At 59.2% G+C, this 15,051-nt stretch carries 14 protein-coding genes; 10 read left to right on the forward strand and 4 right to left on the reverse strand.

What is annotated here, in order from left to right; all coding sequences use genetic code 11:
* Positions 1-228 precede the first annotated feature (228 nt).
* The 7 genes from AB0T83_RS19055 (at position 229) to AB0T83_RS19085 (ending at position 4,779) form a co-directional block, all read left to right on the forward strand.
* The gene (locus AB0T83_RS19055) at positions 229-1,026 is read left to right on the forward strand and encodes a sterol desaturase family protein (RefSeq protein WP_366194803.1); all 798 of its coding nucleotides are present in this window, start codon (positions 229-231) and stop codon (positions 1,024-1,026) included.
* 73 nt (positions 1,027-1,099) lie between these two features.
* Positions 1,100-1,471, forward strand: a complete 372-nt coding sequence (locus AB0T83_RS19060; RefSeq protein WP_366194804.1) for a hypothetical protein — start codon at positions 1,100-1,102, stop codon at positions 1,469-1,471.
* Positions 1,472-1,537: 66 nt separating this feature from the next.
* Positions 1,538-1,732 carry a hypothetical protein gene (locus AB0T83_RS19065; protein WP_366194805.1) on the forward strand — a complete coding sequence of 65 codons (195 nt, stop codon included), beginning with the start codon at positions 1,538-1,540 and terminating at the stop codon, positions 1,730-1,732.
* Complete coding sequence (locus AB0T83_RS19070) at positions 1,729-2,034, forward strand: DUF6166 domain-containing protein (protein WP_366194806.1); 306 nt, start codon at positions 1,729-1,731, stop codon at positions 2,032-2,034. Before AB0T83_RS19065 ends, AB0T83_RS19070 begins: the two co-directional genes overlap by 4 nt.
* Positions 2,034-3,200, forward strand: coding sequence for a Zn-dependent alcohol dehydrogenase (locus AB0T83_RS19075; RefSeq protein ID WP_366194807.1), 1,167 nt, complete (start codon positions 2,034-2,036; stop codon positions 3,198-3,200). Before AB0T83_RS19070 ends, AB0T83_RS19075 begins: the two co-directional genes overlap by 1 nt.
* Entirely contained in the window at positions 3,197-3,979 is a 783-nt protein-coding gene (locus tag AB0T83_RS19080) for an alpha/beta fold hydrolase (RefSeq protein WP_366194808.1), read from the forward strand. Before AB0T83_RS19075 ends, AB0T83_RS19080 begins: the two co-directional genes overlap by 4 nt.
* Before the next feature lie 110 nt (positions 3,980-4,089).
* Positions 4,090-4,779, forward strand: coding sequence for a GntR family transcriptional regulator (locus tag AB0T83_RS19085; protein ID WP_366194809.1), 690 nt, complete (start codon positions 4,090-4,092; stop codon positions 4,777-4,779).
* Here the strand turns inward: AB0T83_RS19085 and AB0T83_RS19090 are convergent.
* The 4 genes from AB0T83_RS19090 to dctP form a co-directional block, all read right to left on the reverse strand.
* Positions 4,760-5,902: an NAD(P)/FAD-dependent oxidoreductase gene (locus AB0T83_RS19090; protein WP_366194810.1), complete on the reverse strand. Its 1,143-nt coding sequence runs from the start codon at positions 5,900-5,902 to the stop codon at positions 4,760-4,762. The two genes, AB0T83_RS19085 and AB0T83_RS19090, sit on opposite strands and share 20 nt — an antisense overlap.
* Positions 5,892-7,208, reverse strand: a complete 1,317-nt coding sequence (locus AB0T83_RS19095) for a TRAP transporter large permease (protein WP_366194811.1) — start codon at positions 7,206-7,208, stop codon at positions 5,892-5,894. The genes AB0T83_RS19090 and AB0T83_RS19095 overlap by 11 nt, the downstream gene beginning before the upstream one ends.
* Positions 7,209-7,211: 3 nt before the next feature.
* Complete coding sequence (locus tag AB0T83_RS19100) at positions 7,212-7,727, reverse strand: TRAP transporter small permease subunit (RefSeq protein WP_366194812.1); 516 nt, start codon at positions 7,725-7,727, stop codon at positions 7,212-7,214.
* An 85-nt stretch (positions 7,728-7,812) separates the two neighbouring features.
* Positions 7,813-8,871 carry a TRAP transporter substrate-binding protein DctP gene (gene dctP, locus AB0T83_RS19105; RefSeq protein WP_366194813.1) on the reverse strand — a complete coding sequence of 353 codons (1,059 nt, stop codon included), beginning with the start codon at positions 8,869-8,871 and terminating at the stop codon, positions 7,813-7,815.
* Positions 8,872-9,259: 388 nt separating this feature from the next.
* On the opposite strand from dctP, the gene AB0T83_RS19110 reads away from it, so the two are divergent.
* The 3 genes from AB0T83_RS19110 (at position 9,260) to fdhF (ending at position 14,697) form a co-directional block, all read left to right on the forward strand.
* A complete protein-coding gene (locus tag AB0T83_RS19110) occupies positions 9,260-10,120 on the forward strand; it encodes a LysR family transcriptional regulator (RefSeq protein ID WP_366194814.1) in 861 nt (286 codons plus the stop codon).
* A gap of 100 nt (positions 10,121-10,220) precedes the next feature.
* Positions 10,221-11,912, forward strand: coding sequence for an NAD(P)H-dependent oxidoreductase subunit E (locus AB0T83_RS19115; RefSeq protein ID WP_366194815.1), 1,692 nt, complete (start codon positions 10,221-10,223; stop codon positions 11,910-11,912).
* Between the two features lies 1 nt (position 11,913).
* Positions 11,914-14,697 carry a formate dehydrogenase subunit alpha gene (gene fdhF, locus AB0T83_RS19120; RefSeq protein WP_366194816.1) on the forward strand — a complete coding sequence of 928 codons (2,784 nt, stop codon included), beginning with the start codon at positions 11,914-11,916 and terminating at the stop codon, positions 14,695-14,697.
* Positions 14,698-15,051 lie beyond the last annotated feature (354 nt).

The raw sequence follows: 15,051 nt of genomic DNA on the forward strand, positions 1-15,051 counted from the left end.
TCTTCAGGATCTGGCCGTGGCCGCCGCCGTCGTCGATCTGGCGGTCGAAAAGGGCATCGCCATCGAGGTCGATTTCTGACCTAGCGCTCATGCGACCGCCAAGAGGTTAATTCGCTGCTCGCAGACTTATGGAAAATCCGGTTCGGGCAAGACCAGTCAGAGTTGCGATTGACATAGACATACTAATGATATATCAGTCACCGCAGAATGGAATATTGGAGGTTGACCATGGAACTGCAAGACACAAATATGACTGAACGCCAGCGTCAGTACCGGGCTAACTACCGGCGGCGCGTGGCGGGTTGGTACAACGGTTTTCTGCACATCGTGATCATCTACACGATCGGGCTTACCGCGCTTTACATTTATACCGAAAACCTCAACCAAGTGACGCCGCTGGAATGGTTGACGGTGCCGCTGGTCTTTTTGTTTTGTAACTTCTTTGAGTGGTGGCTGCATCGCTACGTGATGCACAGACCGTCCAAGAACCCAATCGCGCGCGCGGTCTATAACCGACACACTTTGCAGCACCACCAATTCTTCACCGAAGTGGAGATGCGCTTCGCCGACAACAAGGACTATCGAGTGACGTTCTTCCCGCCTTACGCGCTGGCAGCCTTCACGCTGATGTCCATCCCGGGTGCCATCGTGATGGGATTGCTGTTTACACCGAACGTCGGCTGGCTGTTCATCTCCACGACGACGTCGATCTACATGATTTACGAATTCATGCACTTTTGCTGCCACGTCGAAGACAACTGGTTTGTGCGTAACATGCCGTTCGTCAACACCAACCGTCGTCACCATACCGCGCACCACGACCAGTCGCTGATGATGGAGCGCAACATGAACCTGACGTTCCCGATCATGGACTGGCTCTTTGGTACATCTGACCTGAACCGTGGCCTGTTCGGACACCTGTTCAACGGCTACAGCACCAAGCACATTCGCACAGACATGCGCAAAGTGTCCCGCACGCCAGTGCGCAGCAAAACCGATACGACCAGCGCGACGCCCGCTGAGTAAGCGTCCGTCGGTCCGGCCCTGAACCTGGGGCCGGACAACCCCAAGGAAAACCCAGAGACAAGGACGCGACATCATGGCCAACATCGAACCAAATATCACTGCTGCATTGATTTTTGCGCTTTTCGCCTGCGTAGCCAGCCTTGCCGCAATTGCGCTGACCGGGGTCTTCCCGTTGTCGACGCGGCCCGACCTAAAAAAACCACTGGGCTTTGCGTTAATCGTTGCGAACTGCGTGCTGCTGAGTGCGGTTCTGTACCTAACCGTCGGCTTCGGCTTGACTCAACTGCGCTGGACCAGCGTGGTCATCATCGCCGGTTTCGTACTGCTGTTCACGCCGGGCCTGTTCAATGTGTGGCCGAGCCGCTGGCGCGATGGGACCCTTGGCTTGACGGTTGTCGCGGCCGGTCTGGGCGGATCTACCTGGGCGCTGGCCGGGATTGCCTGAGACAACACACGCGCCCTTCGGACGCAAGGAAGGGTTATTGAGACCACATCAAACGGAGGAAGAAAAATGCCCGTCATGATCAAGATCGCGCTGTCCACGATGGTGGCGCTCGCTGCCATCGGGGGATGGATTTACATGGGACAACTGGGACAGACGGGACCGCAATGGGCGATCGTTTTCCTCGGGCCGTTCAGTGTCGCCTCGCTCTGGATTTTTCCGGAAGTGATGCGCTCGAAATCCGATGCACGGAGCAAATCATGAAGACTTATCTCGGAGACCGCACGATCGACGGCGTATTCGTGACCGTCGACGGGAACGACCTGCCGGATTATGCCGAGGTCTGCAAGTTCACAAACGCTGGCTTTGAATGGAGCTACGAAGGTTCAGCGGCGACCCAACTGGCCTTTGCGCTGATTTACGATGTGACCGGCGACGCTGGTTTAGCCAAGAGCCTGGCTCAGCCGTTCATGCGGACCGTGACGGCGAATTTCGGCAATGACTGGGAAATGACCGATAGCGATGTGCTCGCTGCCGTGGCCCAGGTTCAGTCGGAGAAGGCATGATGGCCTTGCTAGACGACTCGAAGACGGCGCCCGAGGTGGGAGACGGCGGGATACCGAAGACATTTCGGGCCGCCGTGCTGCGCGCTCCGGGTGAGGCGATGAAGATCGAGGATGTCGAGGCCAGACCGCTGGGTCCGCGCGATGTGATGGTCAAGATCCGTGCCGCCGGGCTGTGCCATACCGATCTGGAAGTGATCGGGGGCTCACTGCGGCTGAACATGCCCGCTGTTCTCGGGCACGAGGCGGCCGGGGTCGTCACCGCCGCCGGACCCGAGACCAAGGGAGTCTCGGTGGGGGACCACGTGATCCTGTCGTGGAATCCCAAATGCGGCGATTGCTTCTACTGCGACCAGAGTCTGCCGATCTTGTGCGAAACCTTCCTCGAAAACGGGTCCGCGGGGTTTGCTTTCGACGGGCGGCCCAGGGCGCGTCTTGCCGGTGGCGGAAACCTCCATCAGCTCATGTACCTAGGCACTTTCGCAGAGTATTGCGTCGTCGAAGACCAGCAGGCAATCCCGGTGCCCAAGGAGATGCCTTTCGACCGGGCCGCGCTGATCGGCTGCGGTGTGATGACCGGCGTGGGTGCGGCGCTGAACGTTGCCGATATCCGTCCTGGCAGCACCGCGATGGTAATCGGCTGTGGCGCCGTGGGCCTTGCCGCGGTTCAGGGGGCTGTCATGGCGGGCGCACGGAACGTGATCGCCGTCGATCTCAACGAGAAGCGTCTCGACGCGGCCTGTCAGATGGGTGCGACGCACCGCATCAACCCAATGACCGGCAGCGTAGAAGATCTTGCCCGGTCATTGACGGATGGTCGCGGCGCGGATGTCGTCATGGAGAGCGCCGGAAACGAACCGGCTTTCCGCCTCAGTGTCGAAGCAGTGCGCCCCGGCGGTGAAGTGATCTGGCTGGGCAAAACCGATGTCGAGAAAGACGTGGCGTTTCGCTGGGGCTCGCTGATGCAGGAGAAGCGCATCCGGCGGTCGAGTTATGGTAACACGCGACCCCGCCGGGATTTCCCGATGTTGTGCCAGAAATATCTGGACGGGCAGTTGGATCTAGACGGATTGATCACAGACCGGATCACTCTGGACGATATCAACGAAGGCTTTGATGCGCTGAGGCGGGGTGAGGCGATCCGCAGCGTGATCGAATTCGGCGAATGAGCGACCTGCGCATCGAGCAGATCGAGGCGGTGGACGGGCCGATCGAGATGGCCGTCGCAGGGAACGCGGCGGCCGGTCGGCCCACCTTGGTGCTGGTGCACGGCATTCAGGGGACCCGCAGAATCTGGGACCCTCTGATTCCGGTACTGGCGCTGGACTGGCGGGTGATCGCGCCAAACCTGCGGGGTCGGGGCGGGTCTTTCGTGTTGGCGGACCCCGACCGGTACGGCATTGCGGATTTTGCCGATGATCTTGCCGCAGTGATGGACAATATCACAGGAAACGTTGTGCTTGTCGGCTGGAGTATGGGCGGGCTGGTGGCGCTGGAGTATGTGCAGCGATACGGGCTTGAGCGGATCGCCGGATTGATATTGGCCAGTACGAGTGCCTGTCTGCACGCAGAGGGTTTGGAGCCGGCCATATGGTTCCGGGGAAAAACGCCCGAGGCGCTTGTCGAAGAAGCAAGAGACCGGGCGACGCGGCTGAAGCTGGCGGATACGGCAAAGAACATCGCCGTTGCTGGCGCTTGGCTGAGCGCCGCGCAGGTGGACTATCGGCCCGTACTTGACCGGATTGATGTACCGGCGTTGGTTTTGCATGGCTCCGCTGACTCGGAATGCCCGCTGGATCACGGCAGGGCGCTGGCGGCGGGGCTCACTACGTCGCGGCTGGAGGTCTTGACCGGATGCGGGCATGTGCCGATGGCCGAACAACCGGACGCCGTTGCCAGGTCGCTGGCCAATTTCGCGGCGGGTTGTGAGGTGGCGTCGCCGTCCTGAGGCGCATGCATGCCGCCGGCTCTTGCGACAGGGACTGAAACTCTCTAACCTGGATACTGAAGAAATATCAGCCGCCGACTGAAGCGATGCAAGTCAGATACAGGTACAGCATGAGTGATGGCGCAGAGAAGGTTCCGGATGAGAGCAGGTCGCAGGCGCGCCGGGCGGGCGACATGACAATGACCGACCGCGCCCATCAGATGATCGAGTCACGGATCGTGGCGCTGGACTTGGAGCCAGGACAAGTCCTGTCTGAATCGCAATTGGTCGAGGAACTGGGTATTGGGCGGACCCCTGTACGCGAGGCATTGCAGCGCCTTGGGGCGGAGGGTCTGGTCGTCGTAATGCCCCGCAGGGGCGTGATGGTTTCAGAAATCAACATCGCCAAACAATTCCAGCTTCTGGAATTGCGGCGCGAAGTGGAAAGGTTGTGTGCGATCAAGGCAGCCTTGCGAGCAACCGAGGCCGAGCGCGCGCGGTTCGCGGAATTGGCCGATAAATTGGCCGCATCCGCCGAGGCGCGGGACTACGAGGCCTTCATGCGATATGACCTAGAGTTTAACCAGGCTGTCCTGGCCGCTTGCCGAAACGAATTTATTCAGCGATCCATGCAGAGGATGCAGGGTCTGTCACGCCGGTTCTGGTTTCAAAATTACCGCGTTGCGCTGGACTTGGAACGGTGTGCCAACCTGCACGCCGATGTCGCCCGCAAGATCTCCGAAGGCGACGAGAGCGGCGCGGGTGAGGCGTCTGACAAGCTGATCGACTATATTTACGAATTCACCCGAGCGACCCTTTGACTCGCGGCGCGCCGAGCTGACGACGGTATTTTCCGACGAATAGGTCGTTGCCCTTGGCCAGTCGTGTCAGCACGTCGCCGGGGCCGCGCATCGTGGCAACCCAAGCCAAGGTCTTGGGCAGGGGCAGGTGGCTGGCACCGAGACGCCGGCCAGTTGGCACCAGCATGGGTGCGTCGCGCCAGGGCGTGTAGGGCGTCAGCGTGTCGGGCAGCCGTCCGCCGGCCGCGACGCGCAGGATTTTTGCAAGATACGGAGTCTGGCGCAGCGTCGCGACAATGGTCATTGCGTCGCCTGTGGCGGCCATGTCGCCGCCTGTAAAGAGGCCTGGCAACACGGTCGGTGACGGACGCAGCCATGCGTCGGTAATGACCCTTCCAGAGTCATCGAGGCGGATCCCGGGCACATCGGCCAGCAGGTCGGTGCGGGGTTGCGCACCAAGCGCGGGCAAAACCAGATCGGCCTCGATTTCGCGGCCGTCAGACAGGACAACGGGGCCATTCCGCACGCCCGATCCGGGAGAAATATCCGGTGCAGTGCGGTGCTTGACGACCTCGACCCCCAAACGTTGCAGCCTTTGCAGAAGCGCGCGGCCCAACCGGTCGGCATGATGAGGCATCGGGCGCGGAGCAGCTACAACCAGCGTGACATTCGTTCCGGGTCGTGCCGCCGCGATCTCGCCGGCCAGTTCGGTACCGACAGGACCAGCGCCGATGATGACGATGTGACGGGCCTGCGCGATGCGCCGGGAGAGAGCCCAGTGAGCGGCTAGGAATGCTTCGATGTCATCCGCCGAGGATTTGAAGGGCAGGGCATAGGAGGAGCCCGTGGCGACGAGGGTGAAGTCGCTCGAGATCTCGGAGCCGTCCGCAAGGGTTGCGCCCTGGGTATGTAGACTGGCGACCCGCCCGCGCATCACGCGCCCTTGGCGCAGCAAATTGTCATAAGGGATAGTCGCGGCCTGCAACAGGCCGGGTTCCACCAATGCGCGGATCATTGCGGGGGCATGGAGGAAGGCAGGTTTCGGCTCGACCAAGGTGACGTCCATCACCCGGTCGAGCCGCCGTGCCACGTCGCAGCCTACGTAGCCGCCGCCTACGACAAGGAGTCTCGGTCTAGAAGCCAAGGATTTTCTCCGGCAGCCAGAGCACCATCTGAGGGAAGGCCATCACCAGCGCCAGCGTCAACAGCTGAAGGATGATGAAGGGTACAACTCCCTTGAACATGTCGGGCATTGTGATCTCTGGCGGTGCGATGCCCCTGAGATAGAAGATGGCCGGGGCCATGGGCGGCGACAAATAACTCGTTTGGATCACGATCAGGAACAGGATACAGAACCAGACCGGGTCGAACCCAAGCTGTGTAACGACCGGAATAAAGACAGGCAGGAAGATCAGCAGAATCGAGATCCATTCCAGCGCGAAGCCAGCGATGAAAACGATGATCAGGAACACCGCCAGAGTGGCCCAGGGGCTGAGGTCCGAGGCCGCGATCAACTCGGTCGTGGTTCGGGTGCCGCCCGCGCCGACGAAGACGCCGGAAAACATCGAACCAGCAAGCAGGATCATCAGGATCATCGATGTGACTTTGACTGTGTTCAAAAGCGCATGGCGCAGGGTGTCCCAAGTCAGCGTACGATAGATGGCAGCAAGGATAACAGCACCGAAGGCGCCCATTGCAGCCGCTTCTGTCGGCGAAGCCAGTCCCATCATGATCGAGCCCAGCACAGCGAAAATCATCAGCGCCGCGGGCAGGAAGGCTGTCAAAGTGATCCAGAGCCGTTCGTTCAGTGTCGGCAGATACTCGTCGTCCGAGACAATCGAGCCATCCTGCGGGCGCAGGTAGCAGCGGCCCATGATGTAGACGATGTAGAGCGTCGCCATCGTAAGGCCTGGGATGATCATACCAATAAACAGGTTGCCCACAGACACGTCTGCGATCGGCCCCATGATAATCACCACGACAGAGGGTGGGATGATCGTGCCCAAAGAGCCGCCGGCACAGATCGTGCCCGAGATCAGGCCCTTGTTGTAGTTGTGCTTCATCATCACCGGAATGGCCAAAAGACCGACCACGGTTTCTGTCGCACCGATCACGCCGGTAGAGGCGGCGAAGATCACGCACATGAAGATCGTACCGACGCCCAACCCCCCTGGCAAACGGCGCGTCCAGATATGAACAGCGTCGAACAGGCGCTCGGCAATGCCCGATTTCTCCAGCATGGTGCCCATGAAAACGAAGAGCGGCACTGCAGCGAGCACAAAGTTGCCCGCAACCTCGTCGATCTTGTCAATGAACTGATAAACGACGGCATCGCCAAAGGTGATGTAGCCAAAGATCGTGGCCACACCCATCAGCGAAAAGGCAATTGGAAAACCGGTAAGCAGGATCACCAGTAGGACAGGAAACATCCAGAGTGCGAGATATTCCATCGCTCAGACCTCCCCGGTCCTGGACATGCAAAGTACTTGAAAGTGGCCGAGCGCTTCGGCGATGACTTGCAGCACCATCGAGGCAAAGGCGGTGAAGAACACCAGGTGGTAGGGCCAGACATAGGGGTTCCAGGCGCTTTCGCCGGAGCGTTCGCCCCATTCGTATGCCTCCACCGTGTGGTGATAGAGCGCAAAGGTCAGCCAGATCCCGATCGGCAGGAACAGGAATAGGTAACCTGCGAGATTCAGTGCGGCGTTGGTGCGCGGTGAGAACCGGCAGGCCAGGATGTCGATGCGCACGTGCTGGCCATCGCGCAGAGTGTAGGCGGAGCCCAGCAAGAAGGAGGCGCCCATCGCCATATAGCCGATCTCGTAAGCCCAGATGGTCGGCTGGCTGAAGACGTAGCGCGAGATGACTTCGTAAACGGACGCGAGAATCAGCGGTACAATAATCAGAGCTGAGAAATAGCCCAGAATTGCACTGATCCCTCCGATTAATCCGCGGATGGATGTAATCATATTATAAATTCCCATGGTCTGCGTTGTAGCCTCGGCGCAGGTGACGCCAAGGCTGCAACTATCCGGTCGGTCGGCTACTTGACGATTAGTCCTGCGGCGGCAGGGCCATCTTGCGATAGCTGTCGGCTTCGGACCATTTGTTCTCAAACGCACGTTGCGAATTCAGAACGCGGCTGAACCACTCATTGCCTTCGGCCTGTTGATCGGCCCATTCCATACCCAGACGCTTGGCGGCATCCTTCACCTCGTCTTCGAGGACGATGATCTCGTTGCCATTGTTGCGGTAGAATTCGAGCGCATTGGCGTCTTCGTTGCCGATTCGCATCCAGCTTTCGAATGTCACCAGCTCGGCGGCCATCTGAACCATGTCCTTGTCATGTTCGGACAGCGCCTTCCAAGCGGAGTCGTTGATGACCAGTTCGTACGGCGCCACAGGCTGGTGTACGCCGGGGACCACAACATATTTGGCGATCTGGTAGAAGCCGGGCGCGACGTTTTCATAGAGCGAGCCCCACTCGGTCGCGTCAATGGTGCCACGTTCGAGCGAGGTGTAGACCTCGCCGCCAGCCATCGTCACGGGCGAGGCGCCGAGTTCGCTGGAAATTTCCAACCACGCACCGGCGGTCCGCATCTTAAGGCCCTGAAGGTCCTCGAGTGTCGAAACCGGTTTCTTGGAATGCAGAAATGCCTCGGCCGGGCGCATGAAGAGGGGGAAGGACACAAGGCCGAAACGGTCCTGGCGGAATTCTGTCCAGAGCTCCTTGCCACCGTCTTCGTAAAGCCAATGCAACATTCGTTCGCTGTCCATCGAGCCGGCGAAGCCGCCAAATAGAACAGTGGTTTTGTCCTTACCCCAGTCGTAGCCCATCCACGTGTGGCCCACGTCGGCGACGCCGCGTTTGACCGTGGTCGAGACGTCGAGCGCTTTGCCCAACGTACCGGCGGGGAAGACCTCGATCTCGACGCGGCCCTCGGTCATTTTCGACACGCGTTCGGCAAAGGCCTCGGCGCCCAGTTCCATGAGCGGGCCGCCGGTGACGGTGGTGGCCATTTTCCATTCGTGTTCGGCGGCAAACAGAGCGCTGCTCATCAGGCCGCCTGTCATGCAGGTGGCGAGTGCAACAGTCGCTATGCCTTTGTCCATAAATAACATTTGATCTCCTCTCTGGATTGGTCTCGCAGGCTCTTGCCCCGGATGTCTTGTCTTTCGACGCGTTCAGCCCAAGGCGGCGGTCTCCTCCACGAATTGAGAAACCTGCGCTCTGATGTTTGCAACAGTTCTTGATCGTAAGTCAATATGTCAACGGTCGATTGGTAATATATTAGATATGCTATTTTGGTAAGATGCTGTTTTTCTTATAAATCTCTTATCGTCCATCGCAGTCTAGGGACGGGTGGTGGGTCATGGCGGCGTGCCGGAGGTTTGCTCTGCCAAGACACTTAAGCTAGATAACGTCGTGCCATCTTGCCCAGGCTTTGTTGTTCAGGTGCGGTTTTCTACGACGGAGAAGAATGTGCTGAGCCTGAGAGATATGGAAATTCTGACCGCCCTCGCGCGGCGCAAGCATTTTGCGCGCGCCGCGGAAGAATGTGGCGTGTCTCAACCAGCGTTCTCGATGAGACTTCGCAAGATCGAAAACGGCTTGGGCGTTGCCTTGGTCAAACGCGGAAATCGTTTTCAGGGCTTCACCTCTGAAGGCGAGGCGCTGCTGCGCCATGCACACAAGATCATGCATGACTTGAAGGTCATGGAACAGGACATCAAATCCGCCAGAGGGGAGATTTCCGGCCCTCTTTCTGTCGGAGTGATCCCGACCGCGGTTACCTATGCCGCACGAGCGATCAAAAGATTGCAATCCCGACATCCCGAGATTGTCGTGACACTGCACACAGCGACCTCTTTTGCGATCCAGCAGGGAGTGGATAACGGAACGTTCGAAGCAGGTTTCACATATGGAGAAGGCCTGGCGGGCAATCTGCTTCAGATCGACCCAGTCTACGAGGAACGCTATTTGCTGCTGGCCCCCAAAAAACTGATGTCTATGGAAGGCGATACTGTCACATGGGCACAGGCGGCAGAGCTTCCCCTTTGTTTGCTGGAACCTGACATGCAAAACCGGCGGATCATCGACAAAGTTTTCGGCGATCAGGGATTGGCGCCGAATGTCATCGCGGCAACAAGCGGTTTTCTTGCCTCAATTGTGCTAGCTGTTGATGGGGCGGCAGCAACTATTGTCCCAGAGCAAGTCGCGGCGGTTTTCCCTCCCATGGAGGAAATTGCCGCGCTCACTCTCGTGAAACCGCAGCTTGAAATGTCTGTCTGCCTCTTCACCCGCGCACGGGAACTAAGCTTGCCCACTGTTGATGCGCTTCGCTCTGTTTGCCTTGAGTAATCATAAGTTTTTCTTATTGCATCATCAACTATACAGAATTGACGATCAGATATTGTGATGTAAAAACCGGCGCCAACTCAATCGCGACAAAGGTGACGGTATGGCCCCACTAGATACGCCAAGCGGCATTTGGAAGAAAAAAGGGACCGGAAATTCTCGCAAGCAACCCAAGGGCCGTCAGGTCACCGATACCGCTTTGCGCCAAGTGGGCGAACTGCTGGGCGATCGTCCCAGAAACCGTGACCTTCTGATTGAATTTCTTCATATAATCCAAGATTCTTGCGGCCATCTTTCAGCCGAACACATCGCCGCGCTCGCACATGACATGAAGCTGTCGCAGGCCGAAGTCTATGAAGTGGCGACTTTCTATGCTCATTTCGACGTCGTTGGCGAAGACCAAACGCCACCACCGCCCTTGACCATTCGGGTCTGCGATTCGCTATCCTGCGAGCTTGCGGGGGCGGAAAAGTTGCACAGGGCATTGGAAGAGGGCCTGGACCCCGCGCAGGTCCGCGTGCTGCGCGCGCCATGCATGGGCCGCTGCGATACGGCACCGGTGCTTGAATTGGGCCACAACCACATTGACCGCGCCACTCCTGAAAAGGTGTCGGTTGCCCTGGTGACGGGCGACACCCATGTTCATTTGCCGGACTATGAAGCGCTAGAGGGCTACCAGGCAGCAGGCGGCTACGAAACGCTGACAGGGTTGCGGAAAGAAGGCGATTGGAAAGCGGTGCAGGAGAAGGTCCTGGCAAGCGGTTTGCGCGGGCTAGGCGGCGCCGGTTTTCCATCCGGCAAAAAGTGGGAGTTCGTGCGGGCCAATGCCGGGCCGCGATATCTTGCCGTGAACGGTGACGAAGGAGAGCCGGGAACGTTCAAGGACCGCTATTACCTCGAACGGACGCCACATCTGTTTCTGGAGGGCATGCTGATTGCGGCATGGGCGGTGGAGGCCGAGAAGGCGTTCATCTACCTGCGCGACGAATACCCAGCGGCGCGTGAAATCTTGAAGCGCGAGATTGCGGCGCTCGAAGCCGCTGGAATCGTCGCGCCGGAGTATATCGACCTGCGACGCGGAGCCGGGGCTTATATCTGCGGCGAGGAAAGCGCGATGATCGAAAGCATCGAAGGCAAGCGCGGGCTGCCGCGTCATCGGCCTCCGTTCGTGGCAAAGACCGGCATCTTCGGTCAGCCTACGCTCGTGCACAATATCGAAACGCTGCTCTGGGTGGCGCGGGTCGTGCGCGAAGGGCCGGAAGTGTTAAATTCAATCGAGCACAACGGGCGTCAGGGCCTACGCAGCTATTCGGTCTCAGGCCGGGTGAAAAACCCCGGTGTTCATCTTTTGCCTGCTGGCTCCACCATTGTGGATATCATCAACGCCTGCGGTGGAATGCTGGATGGGCACACCTTCAAAGCCTATCAGCCGGGCGGGCCGTCTTCCGGCCTGCTGCCGGCCACCATCTGCAACGTGCCTCTCGACTTCGACACGTTGCAGCCACTTGGCACCTTCATCGGTTCCGCCGCGGTGGTCGTCCTGTCAGATAAGGACAGCGCAAAGGCTGCGGCCCTCAATATGCTGAGATTCTTCGAGGACGAAAGCTGTGGCCAGTGTACGCCTTGCCGAACCGGTTGTGAAAAGGCGGTAAAGTTGATGCAGGCGGATTCTTGGGATCGAGCGCTGTTAGCCGATCTTTGTCAGGTAATGGGGGATGCCTCCATTTGTGGTCTCGGACAGGCCGCGCCCAACCCGATCCGGTCCGTGATGACCCATTTTTCGGAGGAGATTTGAGATGTCGGAAGAAGCACAGGTCACCATGGTCACCTTCCGCCTCAACGGAGAGGACATCACTGTCCCTGAGGATTACACCGTCTGGGAAGCCGCTCATGGTCGCGGTATTGAAATCCCACACCTCTGTCACAAACCTGCCAAAGGTTACAAGCCCGACGGCAATTGCCGCGCCTGTATGGTTGAGATCGAGGGCGAGCGCACATTGGTCGCTTCCTGCATCCGGCCCGTCGCCGAGGGTATGGTTGTGCAGACAGAAACCGAGCGGGCAAAAAACTCTCGCGCGCTTGTTGTCGAACTTCTGGCTGCCGACCAGCCGGAAGTGAAACACGATGCGTCCGCGCATTTCTGGGAGATGGCTGCGCTCACCGGATTGAGCGAAAGCCGTTTCCCCGCCAAAGCGCCGGACAACCTCCCGCTCTTTGATGACAGCCATATTGCCATGCGGGTCAATCTTGACGCCTGCATCAACTGCAACCTTTGCGTCCGCGCTTGCCGGGAAGTGCAGGTCAACGATGTGATTGGCATGGCCGGCCGAGGGGGAAGGTCGAAAGTGGTCTTTGACCAGGATGACGAGATGGGCGCGTCCTCCTGCGTCGCCTGTGGCGAATGTGTGCAGGCTTGTCCCACCGGCGCGCTCATGCCAGCGACCGTGCTGGACGAACACCAGGCTGGGGATAGCAAGGATTACGACCGAGAGGTCAAGAGCGTCTGCCCCTATTGCGGGGTCGGTTGCCAGATCAGCTTCAAGGTGAAGGATGACAAGATCAAATATGTCGAAGGCATCGACGGCCCGGCGAACGAAAACCGGCTGTGCGTCAAAGGCCGATTCGGATTCGACTACATCCACCATCCGCACCGGCTGACCAAACCGCTGATCCGGCGGGCGGACGCGCCTCCCAAGGGACTGAACGTGGACCCCGCCAACTGGCAGACTCATTTCCGCGAAGCAACTTGGGAAGAGGCGCTTGATTTCGCGGCTGGCGGCATGGCCAGGCTGCGCGACCAAAAGCCCACGTATATCGCCGGTTTCGGTTCGGCCAAATGCTCCAATGAAGAAGCCTATCTGTTTCAGAAGCTCATCCGGCAGGGCTTTGGGCATAACAACGTCGATCACTGTACACGGCTGTGCCACGCATCCTCTGTCGCCGCATTGCTGGAAAATGTCGGCTCGGGCGCCGTATCGGCCACGTTCAACGAGATCGAGAATGCCGATGTGGCTATCGCGATCGGCTGCAACCCGCTGGAAAACCACCCCGTCGCGGCGACCTATTTCAAGCAGTTCACCAAACGCGGCGGCAAGCTCATTGTCATGGACCCGCGCGGGCATGGGTTGAAACGCTTCGCCAGCCACATGCTGCAATTTAAGCCCGGTGCAGATGTGTCGATGCTCAACGCGATCATGCATGTGATCGTAGAGGAGGAGCTTTACGACCGTCAGTACATCCAGGCGATGACCGAGAATTGGGAGGCGATGAAAGAGCATCTCAAAGGCTTCTCCCCGGAAAAAATGGCGCCGATCTGCGGCATCGAAGCAGACGTGCTGCGCGACGTGGCGCGCACCTTCGCGGGCGCGAAGGCGGCGATGATCTTCTGGGGCATGGGCGTGTCGCAGCATGTCCACGGCACCGACAACTCGCGCTGCCTGATAAGCCTCGCGCTGATGACCGGGCAGGTGGGCAGGCCCGGCGCAGGTCTGCATCCGCTGCGCGGGCAGAATAACGTGCAAGGGGCTTCCGACGCGGGCCTTATCCCGATGTTTTTGCCTGACTATCAGACAGTTGAGGATGATGGCGTGCGGTCGGCTTTCACCACAGTCTGGCAGTCGGACGATTTCTCCGGCCAAGAAGGTCTGACCGTGGTGGAGATCATGGATGCGATCCATGCCGGCGACATTCGCAGCATGTACATACTGGGCGAAAACCCGGCCATGTCAGACCCCGACGCGGATCATGCTCGCGATGCGCTCGCCCGCCTTGAACATCTTGTCGTGCAGGACATCTTCCTGACCGAAACGGCGAACTACGCGGACGTTATTCTGCCGTCTTCGGCTTGGTACGAAAAAACGGGCACCGTGACCAACACCAACCGTCAGGTTCAGATGGGCCGTCCCGTCACACCGCCACCGGGGGACGCGAAAGAGGACTGGTGGATCGAGGTCGAACTGGCCAGGCGGTTGGGACTGGACTGGACATACACACATCCCTCAGACGTCTTTGCAGAGATGAAGCTCAACATGCAGTCGCTCGACAACATCACATGGGAACGGCTCGAAAGGACCGCCGTAACTTATCCTTCGCTCAGCCTTGACGATCCTGGCCAGCCAATCGTTTTCGTGGACGGCTTCCCACGCGCCAACGGGCGGGCAAAATTCACCCCTGCCAATGTCATCCCGCCCGATGAAGTGCCGGATACAGAATACCCATTTGTTCTGATCACCGGGCGACAGTTGGAGCACTGGCATACCGGTTCGATGACCCGCCGATCCAAGGTGCTGGATGCAGTGGAGCCCGAGGCCAATTGTTCGCTACATCCGCGCACGCTACGGGAACTTGGCGTGGCCCCGGGCGACTACATCAGGCTCACCACCCGCCGGGGCAGCGTCACAGTCCTAGCCCGCTCTGACCGCGCGGTGTCCGAAGGAAATGTCTTTTTGCCCTTCGCCTATGTCGAAGCCGCGGCTAACATACTGACCAACCCGGCGTTGGATCCGGTTGGCAAAATACCGGAGTTCAAATTCTCGGCCGTTCGCGTGGAAAAGGCACAGAGCGCGGCGACGGTAGAGTAGGGCGCGCTCTCGCGGCCACGGATAATCGCGACCGGAGCGGCGAGACACCTTCGAAACCACTCGATTTTGCGCGGAAGGAATGAATCACTTACGCTCAGCCGTTGAAGTCAGATCAGTGGCGGAACACGCCGGATCATGGAGCACCTTGGATCGGCTCACAGGGATATCCGCGACAAACCCATGAGCCGCTGTTCGGCGTTCACTTGCGTGCGTTCCGCGCTTTGGCGGCTTCCCCGGTCGGGGGATATGCAGCGGATGGAATTGTCCGCCATCATTGGTATTCCTCCGGCGAGGGCCGCCTGACGGTCTCTGACTGGTGATGATAGGTCCGACTTTATGCGCGACCTTACATTC

Origin of the sequence: Meridianimarinicoccus marinus (assembly GCF_040689105.1) — a bacterium.
Lineage (GTDB): Bacteria > Pseudomonadota > Alphaproteobacteria > Rhodobacterales > Rhodobacteraceae > Meridianimarinicoccus > Meridianimarinicoccus marinus.

Bases quoted from the DNA above. Each gene is read 5' to 3' on its own strand.
- AB0T83_RS19075 (WP_366194807.1), top strand. From the start codon at position 2,034: ATGGCCTTGCTAGACGACTCGAAGACGGCGCCCGAGGTGGGAGACGGC.
- AB0T83_RS19095 (WP_366194811.1), bottom strand. From the start codon at position 7,208: ATGGAATATCTCGCACTCTGGATGTTTCCTGTCCTACTGGTGATCCTG.
- AB0T83_RS19080 (WP_366194808.1), top strand. From the start codon at position 3,197: ATGAGCGACCTGCGCATCGAGCAGATCGAGGCGGTGGACGGGCCGATC.
- fdhF (WP_366194816.1), top strand. From the start codon at position 11,914: ATGTCGGAAGAAGCACAGGTCACCATGGTCACCTTCCGCCTCAACGGA.
- AB0T83_RS19100 (WP_366194812.1), bottom strand. From the start codon at position 7,727: ATGATTACATCCATCCGCGGATTAATCGGAGGGATCAGTGCAATTCTG.
- AB0T83_RS19070 (WP_366194806.1), top strand. From the start codon at position 1,729: ATGAAGACTTATCTCGGAGACCGCACGATCGACGGCGTATTCGTGACC.
- AB0T83_RS19110 (WP_366194814.1), top strand. From the start codon at position 9,260: ATGGAAATTCTGACCGCCCTCGCGCGGCGCAAGCATTTTGCGCGCGCC.
- AB0T83_RS19060 (WP_366194804.1), top strand. From the start codon at position 1,100: ATGGCCAACATCGAACCAAATATCACTGCTGCATTGATTTTTGCGCTT.
- AB0T83_RS19055 (WP_366194803.1), top strand. From the start codon at position 229: ATGGAACTGCAAGACACAAATATGACTGAACGCCAGCGTCAGTACCGG.
- AB0T83_RS19115 (WP_366194815.1), top strand. From the start codon at position 10,221: ATGGCCCCACTAGATACGCCAAGCGGCATTTGGAAGAAAAAAGGGACC.
- dctP (WP_366194813.1), bottom strand. From the start codon at position 8,871: ATGGACAAAGGCATAGCGACTGTTGCACTCGCCACCTGCATGACAGGC.
- AB0T83_RS19065 (WP_366194805.1), top strand. From the start codon at position 1,538: ATGCCCGTCATGATCAAGATCGCGCTGTCCACGATGGTGGCGCTCGCT.
- AB0T83_RS19085 (WP_366194809.1), top strand. From the start codon at position 4,090: ATGAGTGATGGCGCAGAGAAGGTTCCGGATGAGAGCAGGTCGCAGGCG.